The organism is Microbacterium sp. (assembly GCF_030149085.1).
Lineage (GTDB): Bacteria > Actinomycetota > Actinomycetes > Actinomycetales > Microbacteriaceae > Microbacterium.
In genome coordinates, this window is record NZ_JASBSF010000187.1 from 1 (window position 1) to 4,205 (window position 4,205).

General features: G+C 63.9%; 7 protein-coding genes. All 7 read right to left on the reverse strand.

The window, feature by feature from the left end:
* Nucleotides 1-179: 179 nt before the first annotated feature.
* The gene (locus Q1V87_RS07570; protein WP_300591546.1) at nucleotides 180-476 is read right to left on the reverse strand and encodes a WXG100 family type VII secretion target; all 297 of its coding nucleotides are present in this window, start codon (nucleotides 474-476) and stop codon (nucleotides 180-182) included.
* A 116-nt stretch (nucleotides 477-592) separates the two neighbouring features.
* Entirely contained in the window at nucleotides 593-1,267 is a 675-nt protein-coding gene (locus Q1V87_RS07575; protein WP_300591547.1) for a GPP34 family phosphoprotein, read from the reverse strand.
* Nucleotides 1,268-1,274: 7 nt separating this feature from the next.
* Nucleotides 1,275-1,943, reverse strand: a complete 669-nt coding sequence (locus Q1V87_RS07580; protein WP_292725646.1) for a hypothetical protein — start codon at nucleotides 1,941-1,943, stop codon at nucleotides 1,275-1,277.
* Nucleotides 1,940-2,359 (reverse strand): hypothetical protein, encoded by a 420-nt coding sequence (locus tag Q1V87_RS07585; RefSeq protein ID WP_292725648.1) that lies wholly within the window; start codon nucleotides 2,357-2,359, stop codon nucleotides 1,940-1,942. The genes Q1V87_RS07580 and Q1V87_RS07585 overlap by 4 nt, the downstream gene beginning before the upstream one ends.
* 140 nt (nucleotides 2,360-2,499) lie before the next feature.
* Nucleotides 2,500-2,763, reverse strand: coding sequence for a hypothetical protein (locus tag Q1V87_RS07590; protein WP_292725650.1), 264 nt, complete (start codon nucleotides 2,761-2,763; stop codon nucleotides 2,500-2,502).
* Nucleotides 2,756-3,964, reverse strand: coding sequence for a hypothetical protein (locus Q1V87_RS07595; protein WP_300591549.1), 1,209 nt, complete (start codon nucleotides 3,962-3,964; stop codon nucleotides 2,756-2,758). Before Q1V87_RS07595 ends, Q1V87_RS07590 begins: the two co-directional genes overlap by 8 nt.
* Before the next feature lie 10 nt (nucleotides 3,965-3,974).
* The coding region (locus tag Q1V87_RS07600) for a hypothetical protein (RefSeq protein ID WP_300591551.1) at nucleotides 3,975-4,205 on the reverse strand (231 nt) is incomplete at its 5' end.

The window sequence follows — 4,205 nt, forward strand, 5'->3', positions numbered from 1 at the left end:
CGATCGCCCACAGCACGCGCGAGAATCGCACAATCCGCTGGTGCGTCGGGACGGAATCGGCGATTGTCATTGTGTCGTGAACATACTGCGTGTTGGTTGCCCGAGTGGACAGTCTGACGGCGGGGTGGGGGTATGAAGTGCTCCCCACCCCGCCGTCAGACGTCGTCGGCCGGTGCGTGTCAGCTGTTGATCGCGTTGGCCAGTGACGAGTCCGTCTCCTCCAGCGTCTGCGCAGCGACTTCGAGATACTGCGCGAGTCCGTCGAGAGCGTCAACCGCCTGCTTGGTGCCGGTGGTAAAGCTGTCGTAGGTGTCGCGGAACGCCGGGCTCGACAGATCGGTCGAGTACCCGCTGCTCACGAGGTTGTCCACGAGAGCCTTCAGCTCACCGAGGGTGTTGTGAATGTCATCCTTGCCCTGGCACAGGCGTCCCGCCGCCTGGCGCATCTCGTCGTACGTGACGTTGAGGTTAGCCACTGCTCTCTCCGATTCTGTCGATCACTCCGCCCCCGGAATGATGCCCACCCGTGGGTTGTGAGTCGAGAGTATCCAGAGGCTGAGGAACTTCCAATGGGGAGAACTCCCCACGGAGCTTACGCGCGGCTTGGGCTCCAGCGCGTGTACTGGGCGATGCCGGACAACGCGGCGCGAACGGCGCCGGCAGTCTCGAGGGACTCCCAGGTCGGCGCGGCAACGCGATACGCCCGTTTCCACCAGTGGGGGTCGTCGTGCGAGAGGGGATCTCTCGAAAAGACGGAGTCCGCGTTCAGTCCGTCAAGCGTCAATATCCACAGGATCAGTGCGGTCTCGCTGTCCGCCGGGATGTCATCGAGCAGAGCTGCGCGCACCGCTGCCCAGCCGGCCACGTCAGTGGCAGACGAGGGCGGAAGATAGCCACCGGCCCATGTCGTTCGCCCGATGCCCTGCGCCGCGAGACCTCGTCCCACTGATCGGGCGATGAGGGTGCAGTCCCGCATCCACCGTTCGGGCCGATCCCGGTCCGCGCGAGGTAGCGAGTCGCGCTGGATCACCTTGAGCACTTCCTGCCTGCCGTTGTGCTGCGTGGCAGATCTCGGCACGAGGCGGCCACCGCCACTGGGTGAGACAAGCCCGTGGAGGGCGAGATCGACGATAGCGCCACCCGCGATCGCAGCAGCAACGCCTGCCCATTTGAGCCGTGCTACCTTTCCGCCGTTGGGTCGGAAGCTGAACAGCAGGAGGCGTTCTCCGAGAGTGAGGGCCCTGCCCGTGTCGAAGGCGACCGTCATCCCTTGATTATCGCTCACCGTCGAGCGGGAGCGTGTCCGGCTGCGTTTCGGAGTGGGGGAAACGTACGCTCGACACGACCGCATCGAACAGCTCAAGTAGGCTTGATCGGAGCGTGGGCTGCGTTGTTCCGAAGGCGAGGGTCGCGATCCGTGACTCGTGCGGCACCGTCAACCAATACATCACCGTATAGGTCGGCGATGTCGGCAGTGTCGTGAGATCGCTGACTTCGGAGGTAGGCGCGGTGGTCTTGGCGCGACGCGCCACAACCGAGCCGCCGATTTCGTCGTGCCAGGGATCTTCAACCCATCCGGACTTCTCGAAATGGCTCATTGTCGTCTGGAGCAGCAGGAGGTTGCGCTCATTGTTTCGCGAGAGCGCGATGATCGGCTCCGAGAGTGTGACGGTGAGAGTCGCCGGCAGCGGGACGCCTTCGATGATTTGCGAGGCTATGTACCAGCCGGAGGCTCCGGCATCTGCGGAGGCCACCGCGGCTCGGGTGAGTTCTTGCCGAAACGCTTGCCGGAGGCTGGCGTGTTCATCGGAGCGCCCAAAGGCGACCAAGGCAGCGCGTGAGATTGCTTCCTTGCGCGCGTCCGGCTCCGCGAGCGGGATTCGCAGCCAAGACCCGGGAAGAATGAAGGTGAGTACGTCCTCACCGGCATGAGTGGTCGTCACGATACCCCCAGGTAGGTTTCCGCGAGCCTGGCCAGGGAAGCGAGGCCAGCTTCGGCGATCTGTTCTTCGCGGTCCAGATGGGGCGTAGACACTCGCATGTTCCAGACTTCGCCCGGCGTCGAATCATCGAAAAGCCACGCACTGAAACAGGCAACGAGCCGATGAGGCGGCGTCGGACCCGCGATGATCTCCCGACCGTAAGCGACGCTCACGCCTGGAGCCACGTTAATGCTCCGCGTCGAGACGAGCTGACGCCGATACCCGACAGGCTGGCTCAGTGCAAGGGACTCCACGAGTGCCGCAGCGGAGGGAGCCGAGGCGGGGCGAAGCGCGAGTTCGGCGATCGCGACCGCACCACCGTCGACAACCTGCAGCCAGACGCTCGCCGCGGCCGTGTCGGAAGCCCAGGCCTGCATGGCTGAGACTTCACGTTTTAGCCTGCGCTGTCTCGCGGGGGATACATGCGAGTCGCCGGTCGAGAGCAGATTCAGGTCGCGGATCGACGCGAGTTGAATCCACTCTCCTGGCAGGCTGAAGACGAAAGGACGTGGCAGGTTCACAGCTCTTCCTCCGCCATCGAGGCCAGTGTGCGCCCTTCGGCCACGGAACGCGCGATGATCGGCTCGAGGACATCGACGATTCTGTCGACGTCAACAGAGCCGGCCCGATCGAGCGACTCCAAGGATTCTCTTGGTCCGCGGTACTGCGCTGAGAACTCATCCGCGATGACCGCCGTTGCCCAGGCTTCGGGTGTGTAGTGTTCGGACAGCCAGAACAGGCCGAGTACGTCATCGGCATGTTGTGATGCGGTCTCAGACATTCTCGAACACCCCCACTATCATGTCCGTCCACCCCGAACTCACGTTCTCGATCGCCTTGGTTACAACGTAGTCGTGGACGATCCCGCCAGCGGCGTCCTTGAGGCCATCGGCGAGCGCTTCGCGCCCTGCCGAATCGATGATCGCCTGCATCGTGTCGTGCGTAAGCACGTTCCGAGCCCCGCTGCTCGCGAGCTCGCTCGCAGCGTGCAGCCCCTCCAGCTGAAACACTGTGCGGAAGGCAAGCTGCGGCTGCGCGAGTGTCGACCAGCTCGCCGGGCTGGTAACGAAACGAAAGTCCGCGGTCACGTTACGCAAGCCGTTGGCGAATGCGCCCTTCCCGATGGTTCCCGTGAATGCAAGAGCGAGGCCGATGCTCGCGCCGATGAGATCACCCAGCGACTTCCGCCCGGACAAAGTGAGGGCAAGCGTCGCAACGAATGCAAGTGCGTTGACCGCGAGGGAGATGAGACGCAGAGCCGCGTAGACGACCGCGAGAGCCGGGAAGAAGACTGCGGCGATCGTAAAGATCGTTGCCAGGACGTCGAGAATCCAGCCGTACTCGTCGATGAAGGCGACGATCGCTTCGAGCGCGGGGATTACGACGGTCACCCAGAATTCGACTATTCCGTCCCAGACTGCGGCCAGATGGTCCCACAGAGTGTCGTTGAGCCCCGAGGCCTCCATGGCCGTGACGATGGAGCTCATGGCAACCAGCGCGGCGGAATCCCGTTCCTCGTAGGCGGCTGCCGCCTGCTGGTGCGCGACATCGACGTCGTGTTGAGCGTTTTCTGCCTTTTCGCGCCAGTGCCGATACTTCTCGATCATCTCGAGCTGTTCGGGACCAGGTGTCTCCGCCAGCTCGCGGTAGTAGTCGCGGTAGTACGAGGCGTTGTCAAGATCGGAACTGCCGCTTCGAGCGCTCGCCATCGCGCTATCGTGCTTCCGCTGTGCTTCCTGTAGCGCCACCGCGTAGGTGTGCAGTGCGTCGCCTGTCCCGCGGTAGCGAGTCTCGGCGCGTTCGATCACGCCGGCCAGTTCGGCCGACTGGCTGCGTACCTGGTCGACAGCCAGGCTGATGGTTCGGATCTCGTTGGCGACACGGAGCAGTTCTCTGGCAGCCTCATCGATGCTGTCGGCCGTGCTCAGGTAACGTGCTGCCGCGTTCTTCACGCCTGCGGGATCTCCCGGGATGGGGCTCATCCATGACATGTCAGCTGCCGTCCCCGTTCAAGTTCGACGCGAGCTCGCGGTCCACAGCCGCGAATTCATCGTGAACTTTCCTCACCGTCTTGCGGACGGCCCGCACACCGGTGAGCATGTCGTCGCGGTGGAGGTCCCAGGCGTTGGAGAATTCGCTGAGCTTGCCTGCCAGCCCCGAGTGCCCGACGAGGTCGGCGACTCCGGCGGCGATCGAGTCCGAGTGCTCGAAGGCGCGCTCGAC

What these genes read in the sequence shown, in the direction of transcription:
- Q1V87_RS07595 (WP_300591549.1), bottom strand. Translation starts at nt 3,964, where the DNA reads ATGAGCCCCATCCCGGGAGATCCCGCAGGCGTGAAGAACGCGGCAGCA.
- Q1V87_RS07575 (WP_300591547.1), bottom strand. Translation starts at nt 1,267, where the DNA reads ATGACGGTCGCCTTCGACACGGGCAGGGCCCTCACTCTCGGAGAACGC.
- Q1V87_RS07585 (WP_292725648.1), bottom strand. Translation starts at nt 2,359, where the DNA reads ATGCAGGCCTGGGCTTCCGACACGGCCGCGGCGAGCGTCTGGCTGCAG.
- Q1V87_RS07590 (WP_292725650.1), bottom strand. Translation starts at nt 2,763, where the DNA reads ATGTCTGAGACCGCATCACAACATGCCGATGACGTACTCGGCCTGTTC.